Genomic DNA, 14,860 nt, shown 5'->3' on the forward strand with positions numbered 1-14,860 from the left:
AGTTGGATATCCGTGATGCCGACCACCGACAAGTCGCGCGGCACGTCGAGACCAAGATCGGCCGCCGCCTGCATCGCACCGAGCGCGGGCAAATCGTTCGTCGTGAAAAGCGCCGTCAAATCCGGGTGGGCCTTCAGCAATTCGAGGGCCGCCGCATAGCCCCCTTTGGTCGTATCGGGCGTGTACACGACCGGCGCCGCCGCGCCGTCTAGCCCAGCGGCGCGCATGGCGTCGACGAAGCCGTCGTACCGCGCCGCATGGATGCCGTACACCTTGCTGCCGACGATCGCCCCGATTCGCCGATGTCCGAGCTGCAACAAGTGCTGCGCGGCCAATTCGCCCGCCAGCCGAAAATCCACCGCGACGCAAGGCAAACCCGGCGGATCGAGCGGTCGCTCCCACATGCAGAGCACGACCGGTGCGCCGCGCACTTCGGTCATCCGCAAATCCTCGAAATCGAGGTTCGCATTCATTACGAGCACGCCTTCAGACAACGTCCCCGCAATCTGCTCGAGATACGCGCGGCCCGTGCCCGGATCGCCATCGGTGTTGCAAATGATGAGAAACCGTCCGTGGCGACGCAACGCATTCTCGACGGCCAATGCGAATTCCGGATAGAACGGGTTGGCGATGCTCGACACCATCAGCGCAATCGTCGGCGCCCGCCCCTCGGCCAGCGCGCGTGCCGGCAAATGCGGCCGATACCCCAGCGCGGCGACCGCATCGAGCACACGCTGCCGTGTCGCCTCCCCTACGCGGCCCTTGTTGCGCAACACGTTCGAGACCGTGGCAGGCGTCACGCCCGCCCGTTGAGCCACTTCATTAAGCGTCGGCATAGCTTCTCAATAAATGGGACGGTTATTCAGCATTTGCGTCATTGCGCCGAGCACGGCAACATGAGCCGCACATTCAGAACGAACACGGAGACAACCCGCCGCCGATCGCACCGCGATCGATTTTTTACCGGCGACTGGTTAAGCGCTTAATCTCCGTGCCGCGCTGATTAAATCATGGAGACGGAACGATGGCGAGCATTTCCTTGCGCGGTGTTCAAAAGGCTTACGGCGACGGCCCGCCGGTCATCCGCGACGTCGACCTCGAGATCGGCAAGAACGAATTCTGTGTCTTTCTCGGGCCGTCGGGCTGCGGGAAATCGACGTTGCTGCGGATGATCGCGGGCCTGGAAGACGTCACCGATGGCGACGTGTCGATCGGCGGCAAGCTCGTCAACGACGTGCCGGCCGCGCAGCGCGGTGTCGCGATGGTGTTCCAGAGCTACGCGCTGTTTCCGCACATGACCGTCTACGAGAACATGGCGTTCGGCCTGAAGCTCGCGAAGACGCCCAAGGCCGAGATCGACCGCAAAGTGCGCGACGCCGCGCGCATCCTTCAGCTCGACGCCCTGCTCGATCGTCACCCCAAAGCGCTCTCGGGCGGCCAGCGGCAACGCGTGGCGATCGGCCGGGCGATCGTGCGCGAGCCCGGCGTTTTCCTATTCGACGAGCCGCTTTCGAACCTCGACGCCACGCTGCGCGGGCAAACGCGCATCGAGATCGCGCGGCTGCATCGGCAGTTCGCCGATGCGAGCGTCGTGTACGTCACGCACGATCAGATCGAAGCGATGACGCTGGCCGACAAGATCGTGTTGCTGCACGCCGGCAAGGATACCGAGCAGTTCGGCAGCATCGCGCAGATCGGCGCGCCGCTCGATCTCTATCACCGGCCCAAAAGCCGATTCGTCGCGGGCTTCATCGGCTCGCCGCGGATGAATTTCCTTCCCGCAAAAGTGGCTTCGATCGAAGCGACAGGCGTCACGATTACGCTCGACGGCAGCGGCGAATCGGCACGCCTACCGTTGCAAGGCCAGAACCTCAGTGTCGGCGCGCCCGTCACGTTCGGCGTGCGGCCCGAACATCTGGAGCCGGCCACGCACATCGATTCAGGGTCGGCAAACGAGGGCGATGCCGTCGTCTTCACGCGCTCGATCACGCTCATCGAGGCGCTGGGCGAGCACAGCTACGTCCACCTCGACCAGCCGGGCGGCGCCGTGCTCATCGCGAAAGCGCCCGGCGACGCGCGCTTGAGGCAAAAAGAGAGCGTGCATTTACGGGCGAGCGCCGACGCGTGCCATCTGTTTGCCGAAGACGGTTTCGCGCTCGCCCCGCTTCACACCATCGAACAACATGCATAAGCGACAACGACAAGAGGACATTGGGATGCGCCTAGGCGTCTGCTATTACCCCGAGCACTGGCCCGAGGCCATGTGGAAAGACGATGCCGCGCGCATGAAGGCGCTCGGCATCGCGCAAGTGCGAATCGCCGAATTCGCGTGGAGCCGCATCGAGCCGTCGCCGGGCGAATACGATTGGGGCTGGCTCGATCGCGCCGTCGAAACGCTTGCCGCGGAAGGGCTGTCTGTCGTCATGTGCACGCCGACTGCCACTCCGCCGAAGTGGCTCATCGATCGTCATCCGGACATTCTGCCCGTGGGCGCCGACGGCCGCGTTCGCGCGTTCGGCTCGCGACGCCATTACGACTTCTCGTCGCCCGCGTATTTCGAAGCGTCGAAGGCAATCTGCGAAGCGGTCGCGTCGCGTTACGGCAAACATCCGGCCGTCGCCTATTGGCAAACCGACAACGAATACGGCTGCCACCAAACCGTGGTCAGCTATTCGAGCGCCGCGCTCCAACGCTTCCGGCAATGGCTCAAAGCGCGCTACGGCACGATCGACGCACTCAATCGCGCCTGGGGCACCGTGTTTTGGAGCATGGAATACCGCAGCTTCGACGAAATCGATGCCCCGATCGGCACCGTGACCGAGGCGCATCCCTCGCATCGGCTCGACTATCGGCGCTTCGCTTCCGACGAGGTCAAGCGCTACAACCACATGCAGGTCGAGATCATCCGCCGGCATTCGCCGGGCCGCCCGATCGCGCATAACTTCATGCAGCTCTTCACCGAGTTCGATCACTACAAGGTGGCCGAGGATCTCGACGTCGCCTCGTGGGACAGCTATCCGCTCGGCGCACTCGAAGAGCAATGGTACGACCCGGAAGTCAAGACGCGGTATTTGCGCACGGGGCACCCCGACTTCGCGTCGTTCAATCACGACCTCTATCGCGGCATGTCCAAGCTGCCGTTCTGGGTGATGGAGCAGCAGCCCGGCCCCGTCAATTGGGCCAAGTGGAATCCCGCGCCCTTGCCCGGCATGGTGCGGCTGTGGAGCTGGGAAGCGTTCGCGCACGGCGCCGGATGCGTCTCGTACTTCCGCTGGCGTCAAGCGCCGTTCGCGCAAGAACAAATGCATGCGGGACTCAACACGCCCGACAATCGGCTCGACATCGGCGGTAGCGAAGCCACTCGCGTCGCGCAAGAAATTCAGGCCCTGGCCGAGGCGGATATCGATGCGGACGGCAAAGTGCCGTCGAGCGTGGCGCTCGTGTTCGACTACGAAGCGAAGTGGCTGTTCGAAGTGCAGCCCCAAGGCGCCGACTTCCACTATCCGCGCTTCGCCGTCGAGTATTACTCGGCCCTGCGCGCACTGGGATTCGACGTCGACATCGTCTCGACGCACGCGCCGCTCGACGGCTACAAGCTGATCGTCGTGCCGCCGCTGCCCGTGGTACCGGACGATCTCGTGCGCCGGCTGGAAAGTACCAGAGCGCACGTCGTGCTCGGCCCGCGCACCGGCTCGAAAACGGTCGATCTGCAGATCCCGGCCAACTTGCCGCCCGGGCCGCTTGCCGCGCTGATGCCCGCCCGCGTCTGGCGTGTGGAGTCCATGCGCCCGAACGTCACTTCGCGCGTGACGTTCAGCGGCAGCGTGTCGCAAGGCTACGCCCGGCACTGGCGAGACTTGATCGAACTCGACGCGAGCCGCGACGGGCATGAATCGATGCAGGTTCGCGCCGTATTCGGCGACGGTCACCCGGCCTATGTCAAACATGGCGCGATCCACTACCTCGCCAGCTTGTTCGACGAAGCCTCGACGCAGGCGCTATTCGCCCGCATCGCCAACGAGGCGGGCCTTGCGCCCGAACATCTCGGCGATGCGGTCCGCGTAAGCCGGCGCGGGGATCTCACATGGGTCTTCAACTACGGACCGTCGTCGCATCGATTGCCCGCCGAAATTCCAAACGAGGCGTTCATGATCGGGGCGCACGATATCGAGCCCCAAGGCGTGGCCGCGTATCGCACGCCGTCGAATTGAGCCCCCACCGCATCGAACCCATTGCAGTACCGACAACGACGTAAAACATAGGAGACAGGCATGACGCACCAACCCCGCACGATGCTCGCCGCCGCCGCGCTCGCGTCGGCCATGGCGCTCGGCGCCTTCGCCCCCGCGGCCCAGGCCGGCACGCTCGAAGTGAACATCGCGTTCAAGGGCGCGAGCCAACGCGCCGTTTGGACGCAAGTGGTGGACGAGTTCAAGAAGAGCCATCCGGGCACCGACGTGAAGGTGGCCTTCATCGATGAAGAAGCGTACAAGGTGCAGCTGCCGGCCTGGCTCACGACAGCGCCGCCCGACATCGTGAACTGGCACGACGGCGAGCGCATGGCTTACTACGCGCAGCGCGGCTTGTTCGAAGACCTGTCGAGCGATTGGGCGAAGAACGGGTGGGACACGACCTACGCGTCGACGAAAGAAGCGTCGTCGTACAAGGGCAAGCAATACGCTGCGCCCACGGTCTACTATTCGTGGGGCATGTTCTATCGCAAGGACATCTTCCAGAAGGCCGGCATCGCCAGCGAGCCGAAAACCTGGAACGATTTCCTCGACGACTGCAAGAAGCTGAAAGCCGCCGGCATCACGCCGATCGCCGTGGCGGGACGCGACGCATGGACGCTGGCCGGGTGGTTCGACTATCTCGATCTGCGCCTGAACGGCAACGCCTTCCATCAAAAGCTGATGGCCGGCGAGGTGCCCTACACCGACGCGCGCGTGAAGAAGGTGTACACGACGTGGAAGCAATTGCTCGACGCCGGGTACTTCATCGACAACTCGCTGTCATACGATCTCGACGCCGCTCAACCTTTCCTGTTCCAGGGCAAGGCCGCGATGATGCTGATGGGCACATTCATCACGGGCGGCTTCTCGCCCACGGTGAAGGCGCAGATGGGCTACTTCCAATTCCCGATCATCGATGCGAACGTGCCGACGGCCGAGGACGGCCCCGTCGAGACGTTGAACATTCCCGCGAAGGCGAAGAACAAGGCCGATGCCCGCGCATTCCTCGCCTTCACGGAAACGCCCGAGGTGGGCGCGCAGCTCGCCAAGGGGCTGGGGTCGCTGTCGGCGAACAGCAAATCGGCCGAACCGGAAGATCCGATCTCGAAGATCGGCTTTCAGATTCTGTCGAACACGAAGGGCGGCATTGCACAGTTCTACGATCGCGACATGACCAAGGAAATGGCCGACGAAGGGATGAAGGGTATGCAGCAGTTCGTGTCCGATCCGACGAAGATCGATTCGATCCTCGCGCAACTCGAGCAAACGCGGCAGCGGATCTACAAGAAGTAAGCGCTGAACCCGCACGCGGCGTCAAGCGGCAAGCGTCGATCGCCGCTTCCGACGCCGCGTGCGGCTATGCAGTTCGATCAGGAGATTGTCGTGCCCCACCTCGTCACACATCGCTCGGATATCGCCTCGCCCGGCGCCGACATGGGCCCCGGCGACGGCATGTCGTCCGCGCCGCGCACCAGCCGTCCGGGTGGCAGACCGCGCCGACGCGTATCGCCGACCGCGCGCCGTCAGCGTCGCGCCGCCTGCTTGTTTCTGGCGCCCGCCTGCCTGATGATCGCCATCTATGTGATCTGGCCGGTGCTCTCGACGATACGGCTGAGCTTCTACAATTGGGACGGCATGACCGACGCGACCTTCGTCGGCCTCGCCAATTACGTCGAACTGTTCCATGCGCCCACCTTCTACACGGCGCTCAAGAACAATGTCATCTGGCTTGCGCTGTTCTTGCTCGCGCCGCCGATGGGGCTCGCCATCGCGCTTTACCTGAACCAGGCGGTGGCCGGCATTCGCCTCGTCAAATCGCTGTTCTTCGCACCGTTCGTCTTATCCGGCGTCGTCGTCGGCCTGATTTTCTCGTGGTTCTATGATCCGACATTCGGCCTCTTGGCCCTGATCGTCGGGCACGGCATACCTGTCCTCGGCGATCCGCGCTATGCGACGCCGGGCATCATTCTCGCGGCCCTTTGGCCGCAAACCGCCTACTGCATGATCCTTTATCTCACCGGCCTGACGACGCTCAGCAGCGAGCAGATCGAAGCGGCCCGGATGGAAGGCGCCAAAGGCTGGTCGCTGCTGTGGCATGTGATCCTGCCGCAGTTGCGGCCGGCCACGTTCATGGCCGTCGTCGTCACGATCATCGGCGCGCTGCGCAGCTTCGACTTGATCTCGGTCATGACAGGCGGCGGCCCCTTCGAAAGCTCGACCGTGCTCGCGTATTACATGTACGACCAAGCGATCAAGTATTACCGCCTCGGGTACTCGGCCGCGATCGCCGTCGTCCTGTTCGCGATCATGCTGATCTACATCGTCTATCACTTGCGCCGGCTGCTCAAGAGCGAGCGTTAAGGAGTCCTGATCATGTTTCCCATGCCGGTCGAAAAATGGAAGCCGTTGCCGCGGCGGGCGTACAAGCTGTCGCTGCCCGTTGCGCTGCTCATCTGGCTGCTGCCGATGATTGCGGTGCTCGTTACGTCGGTGCGTTCAACCGAAGAACTGAGTGAAGGCAACTATTGGGGATGGCCGAAGCACTTCGCACTCGTCGAAAACTATCGCGAGGCGCTCACGACCTCGCCCATGCTGCATTACTTCTGGAACAGCGTGCAAATCACGTTGCCGGCGGTGGCCGGCGCGATCGCGCTGGCGGCGATGGCCGGCTTCGCGCTCGCGATCTATCGCTTTCCGGGCAACTCGGCGTTGTTCGCCACGTTCGTGGCCGGCAATTTCGTGCCCATTCAGGTGCTGATGATTCCCGTCAGGGATCTTTCGCTGAAGCTCGGGCTGTACAACTCCGTGGGCGGATTGATCCTCTTTCATCTTTCGTTTCAGACCGGGTTTTGCGCGCTGTTCCTGCGCAATTTCATCAAGCAATTACCGTTCGAACTCGTGGAAGCTGCCCGCATCGAGGGCGCCAACGAGTGGACCGTATTCTTTCGGATCGTCCTGCCTTTGATTCGCCCGGCGCTGGCTGCCTTGGCCATTCTCGTTTTCACGTTCGTGTGGAACGACTACTTTTGGGCCCTCTGTCTCACGCAAGGCGACGACGCCGCGCCGATCACCGTGGGTGTCGCCGCGCTCAAGGGCCAATGGACGACCGCTTGGAATCTCGTCTCGGCGGGGTCCATTCTGGCGGCCATGCCGTCGGTCGCGATGTTCTTCGCGATGCAGAAGCACTTCGTTGCGGGGCTCACGTTCGGGGCGACGAAGGGGTAAGGCGGCAAGGCCGGCCTAGGCCGGCTCCCGCTCGCACGCGAACTCATCGATCAGGAATGCGATGAACGCGCGGATTTTCGGCGTGACGTGGTGCCGCGACGAGTAGACGGCATACAGCGTGGTTTCCACCGCCCGCCAGTCGTCGAGCGCCGATTGCAACCGCCCTTCGCGCAGGTCGTTTTCGACGTAGGGGCGCGGAATCAGGCTCAAGCCAAAGCCGGCCCGTAGCGCATCGCGAACCGCTAGGCTCGATGTGACCGAATAGCGAGCATTGACGGCGACCTTCTCCGTACGGTCGTCCTTCGTGAATTCCCACACGTCCGCGTGCCCGGAAAGGCTGAAGCGAACGCAGTTGTGCGACTTGAGATCCGCCGGCGTTTCGGGTTTGCCGTAGGCTTCGAAATAGGAAGGCGCGGCACAAAGCACATGCCGCATGGCCGTCAGCTTACGCGCGATCAAGCTCGAATCGCCCAGGTTGTCGCTGCCGCGAATAGCCAGATCGAACCCTTCCCGCACGATATCGATCCGCCGGTCGTCCAGATGCAGATCGAGCTTCAACCCCGGGTGGCGCGACAAGAAGCGAGGCAAACTTTCGGAGAGCCAGGTCAGCGTGACCGTCATCGGCGCGGCCACTCTGAGCGTACCGCTCGGCGCCGTCTTGATCGGACTGAGCGCCTCATCGGCGTCGGCCAAGGCGTCGAGCCCGCGCGTGACGTGCTCGAGATAGATGCGCCCCTCTTCGGTCAGCGCCATGCGCCGCGTCGTCCGGTGAATGAGCCGCACGCCGACGTGCGACTCCAGCTCGGCGATATTCTTGCTGACCGCGGCGGAAGATAAGCCAAGACGCCGGGCTGCCTCGGCGAAGCTGTTCAATTCAGCCACGTAGCGAAAAACCTGAAAGGCCGTGTAGCGATCCATGGATTACTCACCGTTGGTAAAGAATATTCTTCCTAACCACACATTATCATCCAATGATGAAGAGCCTATCCTGACGAGACCGCTTTACATTCAGGATTGCCATGCCGCTTCATCCCACGATCGCGCTCATCGAACAACGCATTTCCGCCAACTTGTTCGATGCTGCCCATGAAATGTCCGACGCCGACATCGAGGCGCTCGTGCGTCTCGCCACTCGGGCGCCCTCGGCATACAACCTTCAAAACTGGCGCTTCATCGCCGTGCGCACGGCCGCGTCGAAAGCCAAACTGCGCGCGCTCGCATACGGGCAGGCAAAGGTCTCTCAGGCCTCGGTCACCTTCATCGTTTGCGGCGTGCTCCCCCGCGCCGAGACATTGCGGGCTAGGCTGGCGCCTTTCGTCGAGGCCGGCCACATGACCGAGGAAACTTCATCTAGCTGGCAAGAGGGCGCGCAGGCGAAATACGCCGATCCGCAAGACGCCCGCGACGAGGCCATTCGTTCGGCCAGCCTCGGCGGCGCCACGCTCATCTACGCGGCGCAAGCGCTAGGCTTCGTTTCCAGCGCCATGAGCGGATTCGACGCGCAAGGCGTCGCGCGCGAGTTCGCACTCGACGCGGACGAAGTGCCCGTCATGCTCATTCCCGTGGGCCGCGCGGCGCCCGGCAATTGGCCGCAGAAGCCGCGCCGCCCCGTTTCCGAGGTTCTCGAAATAGCATGAAAACCAACGGTTCGGACATCTTGCTGACGGCGCTCGCGCCGGTTGTTTGGGGCAGCACGTACATCGTCACCACGCAGTTTCTGCCGAATTTCGCGCCGATATCGGTGGCGATGCTGCGCGCACTGCCCGCTGGGCTACTCCTGCTTGCCATCGTGCGGCAATTGCCCAAGGGGATCTGGTGGCTGCGCGTATTCGTTCTCGGCGCGCTCAACATCTCCATCTTCTTGAGCCTCTTGTTCGTGGCGGCGTATCGGCTTCCGGGCGGCGTGGCGGGGACGGTGGCCGCCGTTCAGCCCTTGTTCGCGGTGTTCCTTGCGCGGCTCTTGCTGTCGAGCCCGATTCGCCCCCTCTCGATCGTGGCCGCGCTCGTGGGCATCGCGGGCGTCGCGCTACTCGTGCTGACGCCCCGCGCCGCGCTTGATCCGATCGGCATCGCTGCTGGCTTAGGGGGCGCCGCCTCCATGGCCGTGGGCAACATTCTGACGCGCAAGTGGCAGCCGCCCGTATCGCTGCTCGCTTTCACGGCATGGCAACTGACGGCAGGCGGCGTACTCCTGTTGCCGGTCGTCCTTGCCTTCGCGCCGCCCCTCGCGGCGCCCACGGCTCTGAACTTCGCGGCGCTGGCATGGCTTGCGCTCGTCGGCGCAGCGCTTACGTACGTGCTCTGGTTCCGTGGCATCGCGCGACTCGATTCGTCCGTGGTCTCTCCCCTGCTGTTCATCAGCCCGCTCACTGCCGTCCTGCTCGGTTGGACGTTCTTGGATCAAACGCTGAACTCGATTCAGATCGCCGGTGTAGCATTCGTCATCGGCAGCATCTGGCTCAGCCAGCGGCCTGCTCGCTAGGCGCCCTGGCGCTGCGTGCTCAAGCTTCGTCAACTCACCGAGAGAGAATCGCCATGCGACTTGCTCGCCTTGCTTTAACGCTGCTTGCTGTGCTTGTTTGTTCACCCGCTTTTGCGAAGATGGTCACCCAGCCCGTGGATTGGACCCAGGGCGGGACGACGTTCAAAAGTTTCCTGGTGTACGACGACGCCACGCAGGCCAAGCGCCCTGGCCTCGTCATGGTGCCGAATTGGTCCGGCGTCAACGACATCGCGATCGAAAAAGCGAAACGCATCGCCGGTAAGGACTACGTCATTCTGCTAACCGACATGTACGGCGCGAATGTGCGTCCAAAGAACGATGCCGACGCGAAGGCGGCCGTCGCCCCGCTCTATCACGATCGTCATTTGATGCGAGAGCGCGTGGACAAAGCGTTCGCGCAGCTCAAAGCCGAAGCGGCTCACGCCCCGATCGATCCCTCGCGCCTGGCCGCCATCGGCTTCTGCTTCGGCGGCGCCGTCGTGCTCGACCTCGCACGCAGCGGCGCGGACGTCAAGGCCGTGGTCGCCTTTCATGGCGATTTGAGCACCGACGATCCCGCGCTCGCCAAAAACATCAAGGCGCGCGTGCTTGCAATGAACGGGGCCGACGATGTATTCACCATGCCGGAAGCACCCAAATTCACGGAAGACATGAAGCAGAGCCCGGCCGATTGGCAATTCGTCGAAATCGGGCATGCCGTTCATTGCTTCACCGAAACGGAAGCCACGGCATCGACGGGCAATTGCCGCTATGACGCGAAGGTGGCCGCGCGCTCGTATGAAATGATGCGCGATTGGCTGGCCGAGAGTTTCGCCGCGCAGTGAAGGGGATACCTCGTCCGGAAGGCGCCGTCGCGCCCTATTTCCCCAGCGATCGAACGAATTTCCATAATTCGGGCACGTCGGAAGTAGCCGCGTTGAAGCGAAACCAAGGCGACATGCGTTCGCCGGGCTGAAAGTACGAGCCCGGCGCAAGCCAAATCCCTTTCGCCAGCGCCTGCGTGGTCACCGCGAGGCTGTCTTCCGGGCGGATGGGCAGCTTCGCCCAAAGAAACAACCCGGCGCCCGGCTCATGAAAAATCTCGAGCCCCGCCCGGTGCATCGACTCCACGACGCGCTTGTGCGCATTGAACAGTCGCTCGCGGACATGTGCGACGTGCCGGTCGTAGTGTCCTTCGATCAGCACGTTGGCCACGGTTCGTTCGGTGATCTCCGACGACGTGAGGCCGACCGCCATCTTGGTGAGCGCCAGCTTCCCGATCAACTCCCGGTTCGCCGCGATATAGCCCACCCGCGCCGCCGGCGTGATGGTCTTCGAGAAGCCCGACACGTAGATCACACGCTGCAGTCCTTCCATTGCAGCCAGACACGTAGAGCCGGGCGGCGCAAGTTCTCTGGAGATGTCGTCCTCGACGACCCACAACCCCTTGCGGTCGGCTATCTGCAGGAGACGAAATGCCGACGAGACGCTCAATGAAGAACCGGAAGGGTTTTGCAGCACCGTATTGATGAAAATGCCCTTCGGCCGATGCGTTTCGATGACGGCCTCGAGCTGCGCGCTGTCGATGCCGTCCGCGGTGCGAGGCACGCTCACGACGTTGACGAACGCGAGCTTCAGGATTTGCAGCAGGTTGCAGTAGCAAGGATCTTCGACGACGACCGTATCGCCGGGCGTGAGCAGCGTACGCACGATCAAATCGAGCGCTTGCGTTGCGCCTTGCGTCAGCAGAACGTCGGCTGCCCCGACCGCCAACGAATATCGCCGCAACGAGGCGCCGATGTATTCGCGCAGCGCAGCCAGGCCATAGGGGTGACCGTAGCCGCCGATCCGCGCGCCCGGCGTCCGGCTCACCGTTCGCAGCGCATGCTGCAAACCGCTTTCGTTGATCCAGTCGTTCGGAATCCACCCGCACCCGGCTTTGATCGGTATCGACTGATCGGCGAATACGTCTGACAACAACCACGCTGCATTTAGGCTCGGCGCGCTCCAAACCGGCGCGGCCGGCGCTTGCGCCGCCCGTGCGACGACGGTGTAGCCGGCCCCGGGACGCGATGCGATCAAGCCCAGCGAAACCAGCCGCTGATAAGCCTCCGCCACGGTGTAGGCGCTCAAGCCCTGCTGCTTGGCCAGCGCCCGAACCGACGGCAACGCCGTCCCGGCGGCGAACGTGCCATGCTTCAGCTGCTGCTCGATGGACGAGACGATCTGCTCGACCAGCGTGCCCCCGTCCTTCCTCGAGCGCGACAATTGCAGCGTAAACATATCAGTACGGTGTTGACCAAAATATCAGTACAGTTTGGCCGCTCCATGGCGGCCGTGTAGTGATTGTATCGCTCGACATCGATACAGTTGACGCTATCTATAGGGAGACGCTCCGATGACTACGACGCCGCGCGACACCGACCTGTCGAACTTTTGGATGCCTTTTACCGCGAACCGCCAGTTCAAGGCAGCGCCCAGGATGTTCAAAGCCGCCAAGGGCATGCACTACACCACGGTCGACGACCGAACGGTGCTGGACGCCACGGCCGGCCTCTGGTGCGTCAATGCCGGCCACGGACGCACCGAAATCACCGAAGCCGTTTCCGCCCAGCTGGCGACCATGGACTACGCGCCGACGTTCCAGATGGGCCACCCCCTGGCGTTCGAAGCGGCCGCGAAGGTGGCCGAGTTCATGCCCGAAGGGCTCGATCGCATCTTCTTCACGAACTCCGGATCGGAATCGGTCGACACCGCGCTCAAGATGGCGCTGGCCTATCACCGCGCACGCGGCGAAGGCCAACGCACGCGGTTCATCGGGCGCGAGCGCGGCTATCACGGCGTAGGCTTCGGCGGCATTTCCGTGGGCGGGATCCTTCCGAACCGAAAGGCGTTCTCGGGCAACCTCATGCCCCACGTCGATCACCTGCCGCACACGCTCAACGTTGCCGAATGCGCATTCACGCGCGGCCAGCCGACGTGGGGCGCGCACCTAGCCGACGAATTGGAGCGCCTGGTCGCCCTGCATGACGCCTCGACGATCGCCGCCGTCATCGTCGAACCGCTGGCCGGCTCGACGGGCGTCATCGTTCCCCCGAAGGGCTATCTGCAACGTCTGCGCGAACTGTGCACGAAGCACGGCATCCTGCTGATCTTCGACGAGGTCATCACCGGTTTCGGCCGCCTGGGCGCGTCGACCGCGAGCGAATACTTCGGCGTCACGCCTGATTTGCTCACGCTGGCGAAGGCGATCAACAACGCCGCGATTCCGATGGGCGCGGTGGCCGCGAGCCGGACCCTGCACGACACGATCGTCAACGCGGGCGCCGACAACGCCATCGAGTTCTTCCACGGCTATACATACTCGGCTCACCCGGCCGCGGCAGCCGCTGCCATCGCAACACTCGGGATCTATCAGCGAGACGGTTTGTTCGAACGCGCGAAGCAATTGTCGGGCACGTTCGAAAGCGCGGTACACGAGCTGCGCGGCAGCCCTCATGTCAAGGACGTACGCAACCTCGGACTCGTCGCCGGCGTCGAACTCGAGCCGCGACAGGGCGCTGTCGGCGCGCGCGCCTACGAAGTGTTCCTCCGATGCTTCGAAGCCGGCGTGCTCGTGCGCTACACGGGCGACATTCTCGCGTTCTCGCCGCCGCTCATCATCGACGAGCAGCAGATCGGCCAGATCTTTTCGACCGTGCGGGACGCGCTGCGCCAAGTCGCTTGATCGGAGCGCATGGGCTTGGGCTGAACGCACGGACCGTCATCATCGCTCCTCGCCGATATCGTATGCTTCACACCGGGCGCGGCTAAGCCGCGCCCTTTGGTGTCATGCGTCTGCTCGACCGTGGTCGGGCACAGCGGAGCATTCGATGAAATCCGAACTGATCACTCAAACCTACGGCGCCGATACGTCCGGCATGGTGTGCGGGTTTCGCTTCACCCCGCAATCGGCGGGTCAGGCGCTCGAAGCGGCGCTTGCAGCGCAGTGCGTGCAAGGCGGCGGCGCGCCGGAAGAAGCGTTTCTCTGGCTGCACTTCAACCTTGCGCACAGCGCGAGCGAGCGCTGGATGCGCGCGCATTTGAGCCTGCCGGAAACGTTCTATGAGTTCTTGCGCGAGGGCTCGCACTCCACGCGCATCGAACAGCAGGAAGGCACGCTGCGCGCGGTCGTCAACGACGTGATGTTCAATGAAGGACTCGAGACGTCCGAGATCGCGACGATGTGGGTTCACGTCGATCGCCGTCTCATGGTGACGGCACGCGTGAAGCCCTTGCGATCGATCGACACGCTGCGCGAAAGCGTGCGCCACGGAGAGCGCTTTCGCTCTCCCGCCGAACTGCTGATCCATTTGCTGCGCGACCAGGCGGACCTCATGATGCAGATCGTGCGGCGCGCGGGCGCCGACGTCGATCGGCTCGAAGACCGCTTTCTCTCGGAGCGCCCTAGTGCGAAGCGCGGTCAATTGGGCGCCATGCGCCGCACGCTCACGCGGCTGCAACGCATGTTGGCCCCGGAACCCGGTTCGATTTTCCGGCTGCTCGCGAAACCGCCTGCCTGGTTGCTGGCCGAGGACGTGCAGGAACTGCGCGAATCCACCGAGGAGTTTTCCGTCGTCCTGGCGGATTTGGCGGGCCTCGTCGAACGCATCAAGCTGCTGCAGGAAGAAATCACCTCCAGACTCGACGAGCAAAACAACCGCACGCTGTTCACGCTCACGCTCGTGACCGTGATCGCCTTGCCGATCAACATCATTGCGGGCTTCTTCGGGATGAACGTGGGCGGCATCCCATTCTCGGAGAACAAGAACGGGTTCTGGCTGATGGTGCTCTTCGTCGCCGGCTTTACGGCGCTTGCCGCGTGGTGGACGTTTCGCAGGCGGGGCGAGCGATAGGCGAAGCGGCGGGCGGCTTGCGCAAG

Annotated in this window: 13 protein-coding genes; 10 read left to right on the forward strand and 3 right to left on the reverse strand. The window is 63.4% G+C overall.

Going from position 1 to position 14,860, the window contains the following annotated elements; all coding sequences use genetic code 11:
- Positions 1-836, reverse strand: an 836-nt coding sequence (locus tag ACTHNR_RS09915; protein ID WP_440547418.1) for a LacI family DNA-binding transcriptional regulator, incomplete at its 3' end; no start/stop codon positions are given.
- A gap of 188 nt (positions 837-1,024) precedes the next feature.
- Here ACTHNR_RS09915 and ACTHNR_RS09920 point away from each other — a divergent pair.
- The 5 genes from ACTHNR_RS09920 (at position 1,025) to ACTHNR_RS09940 (ending at position 7,457) form a co-directional block, all read left to right on the forward strand.
- A complete protein-coding gene (locus ACTHNR_RS09920) occupies positions 1,025-2,191 on the forward strand; it encodes an ABC transporter ATP-binding protein (RefSeq protein ID WP_440547419.1) in 1,167 nt (388 codons plus the stop codon).
- Between the two features lie 25 nt (positions 2,192-2,216).
- A complete protein-coding gene (locus ACTHNR_RS09925) occupies positions 2,217-4,211 on the forward strand; it encodes a beta-galactosidase (RefSeq protein WP_440547499.1) in 1,995 nt (664 codons plus the stop codon).
- A 60-nt stretch (positions 4,212-4,271) separates the two neighbouring features.
- Positions 4,272-5,525, forward strand: a complete 1,254-nt coding sequence (locus ACTHNR_RS09930; protein WP_440547420.1) for an ABC transporter substrate-binding protein — start codon at positions 4,272-4,274, stop codon at positions 5,523-5,525.
- Positions 5,526-5,666: 141 nt separating this feature from the next.
- Positions 5,667-6,593: a carbohydrate ABC transporter permease gene (locus ACTHNR_RS09935; RefSeq protein WP_440547500.1), complete on the forward strand. Its 927-nt coding sequence runs from the start codon at positions 5,667-5,669 to the stop codon at positions 6,591-6,593.
- 12 nt (positions 6,594-6,605) lie between these two features.
- On the forward strand, positions 6,606-7,457 hold the full coding sequence (locus tag ACTHNR_RS09940; protein WP_440547421.1) for a carbohydrate ABC transporter permease: 852 nt from the start codon (positions 6,606-6,608) through the stop codon (positions 7,455-7,457).
- Positions 7,458-7,472: 15 nt separating this feature from the next.
- On the opposite strand, the gene ACTHNR_RS09945 is transcribed toward ACTHNR_RS09940, so the two are convergent.
- Complete coding sequence (locus tag ACTHNR_RS09945; protein WP_440547422.1) at positions 7,473-8,375, reverse strand: LysR family transcriptional regulator; 903 nt, start codon at positions 8,373-8,375, stop codon at positions 7,473-7,475.
- Positions 8,376-8,476: 101 nt separating this feature from the next.
- Here ACTHNR_RS09945 and ACTHNR_RS09950 point away from each other — a divergent pair, with 101 nt between their 5' ends.
- The 3 genes from ACTHNR_RS09950 to ACTHNR_RS09960 all read left to right on the forward strand — a co-directional run bounded on the left by ACTHNR_RS09950 (position 8,477) and on the right by ACTHNR_RS09960 (position 10,784).
- Positions 8,477-9,094 carry a nitroreductase family protein gene (locus ACTHNR_RS09950; RefSeq protein WP_440547423.1) on the forward strand — a complete coding sequence of 206 codons (618 nt, stop codon included), beginning with the start codon at positions 8,477-8,479 and terminating at the stop codon, positions 9,092-9,094.
- Positions 9,091-9,939 (forward strand): EamA family transporter, encoded by an 849-nt coding sequence (locus ACTHNR_RS09955; RefSeq protein ID WP_440547424.1) that lies wholly within the window; start codon positions 9,091-9,093, stop codon positions 9,937-9,939. Before ACTHNR_RS09950 ends, ACTHNR_RS09955 begins: the two co-directional genes overlap by 4 nt.
- Before the next feature lie 119 nt (positions 9,940-10,058).
- Positions 10,059-10,784, forward strand: coding sequence for a dienelactone hydrolase family protein (locus ACTHNR_RS09960; protein WP_440547425.1), 726 nt, complete (start codon positions 10,059-10,061; stop codon positions 10,782-10,784).
- Between the two features lie 34 nt (positions 10,785-10,818).
- On the opposite strand, the gene ACTHNR_RS09965 is transcribed toward ACTHNR_RS09960, so the two are convergent.
- Positions 10,819-12,222, reverse strand: a complete 1,404-nt coding sequence (locus ACTHNR_RS09965; protein ID WP_440547426.1) for a PLP-dependent aminotransferase family protein — start codon at positions 12,220-12,222, stop codon at positions 10,819-10,821.
- 115 nt (positions 12,223-12,337) lie between these two features.
- Between ACTHNR_RS09965 and ACTHNR_RS09970 the strand changes: the two genes are divergently transcribed.
- Both ACTHNR_RS09970 and ACTHNR_RS09975 read left to right on the forward strand, forming a co-directional pair.
- Positions 12,338-13,666, forward strand: coding sequence for an aspartate aminotransferase family protein (locus tag ACTHNR_RS09970; RefSeq protein WP_440547427.1), 1,329 nt, complete (start codon positions 12,338-12,340; stop codon positions 13,664-13,666).
- A 145-nt stretch (positions 13,667-13,811) separates the two neighbouring features.
- Positions 13,812-14,834, forward strand: coding sequence for a transporter (locus ACTHNR_RS09975; protein WP_440547428.1), 1,023 nt, complete (start codon positions 13,812-13,814; stop codon positions 14,832-14,834).
- Positions 14,835-14,860 lie beyond the last annotated feature (26 nt).

Origin of the sequence: Trinickia sp. (assembly GCF_051954495.1) — a bacterium.
Taxonomy (GTDB): domain Bacteria; phylum Pseudomonadota; class Gammaproteobacteria; order Burkholderiales; family Burkholderiaceae; genus Trinickia.

Coding starts and splice junctions, on each gene's coding strand:
- ACTHNR_RS09920 (WP_440547419.1), top strand. CDS start 1,025: ATGGCGAGCATTTCCTTGCGCGGTGTTCAAAAGGCTTACGGCGACGGC.
- ACTHNR_RS09925 (WP_440547499.1), top strand. CDS start 2,217: ATGCGCCTAGGCGTCTGCTATTACCCCGAGCACTGGCCCGAGGCCATG.
- ACTHNR_RS09930 (WP_440547420.1), top strand. CDS start 4,272: ATGACGCACCAACCCCGCACGATGCTCGCCGCCGCCGCGCTCGCGTCG.
- ACTHNR_RS09935 (WP_440547500.1), top strand. CDS start 5,667: ATGGGCCCCGGCGACGGCATGTCGTCCGCGCCGCGCACCAGCCGTCCG.
- ACTHNR_RS09940 (WP_440547421.1), top strand. CDS start 6,606: ATGTTTCCCATGCCGGTCGAAAAATGGAAGCCGTTGCCGCGGCGGGCG.
- ACTHNR_RS09945 (WP_440547422.1), bottom strand. CDS start 8,375: ATGGATCGCTACACGGCCTTTCAGGTTTTTCGCTACGTGGCTGAATTG.
- ACTHNR_RS09950 (WP_440547423.1), top strand. CDS start 8,477: ATGCCGCTTCATCCCACGATCGCGCTCATCGAACAACGCATTTCCGCC.
- ACTHNR_RS09955 (WP_440547424.1), top strand. CDS start 9,091: ATGAAAACCAACGGTTCGGACATCTTGCTGACGGCGCTCGCGCCGGTT.
- ACTHNR_RS09960 (WP_440547425.1), top strand. CDS start 10,059: ATGGTCACCCAGCCCGTGGATTGGACCCAGGGCGGGACGACGTTCAAA.
- ACTHNR_RS09965 (WP_440547426.1), bottom strand. CDS start 12,222: ATGTTTACGCTGCAATTGTCGCGCTCGAGGAAGGACGGGGGCACGCTG.
- ACTHNR_RS09970 (WP_440547427.1), top strand. CDS start 12,338: ATGACTACGACGCCGCGCGACACCGACCTGTCGAACTTTTGGATGCCT.
- ACTHNR_RS09975 (WP_440547428.1), top strand. CDS start 13,812: ATGAAATCCGAACTGATCACTCAAACCTACGGCGCCGATACGTCCGGC.